General features: G+C 20.2%; 1 protein-coding gene. It reads right to left on the bottom strand.

What is annotated here, in order from left to right; translation table 11 throughout:
* Positions 1–205, bottom strand: a 205-nt coding sequence (locus G3997_RS03480; RefSeq protein ID WP_330616190.1) for a hypothetical protein, incomplete at both ends; no start/stop codon positions are given.

Raw genomic sequence — 205 nt, 5'->3', positions numbered from 1 at the left:
ATATTTGCTAATATATAACCGTCTATTCCTACTTTCATACACTTTGAAAATAATACTCTATCTTCATAAAAGTCTAAAACCATARTCTTTATATTTTTTTCTCTTTTTAATTTTTCTATATYATGTAAATACTGTTTGTTGTTTTTATTTAAATCTATAACTAATAAATTATAATTGCCATTATATATATCCGTATATCTATGAC

This window comes from Romboutsia sp. 13368, from assembly GCF_018336475.1.
Taxonomy (GTDB): domain Bacteria; phylum Bacillota; class Clostridia; order Peptostreptococcales; family Peptostreptococcaceae; genus Romboutsia.
Note: the sequence above shows the minus strand (reverse complement) of the source record. Positions and strands in the feature narration are given on the sequence as shown.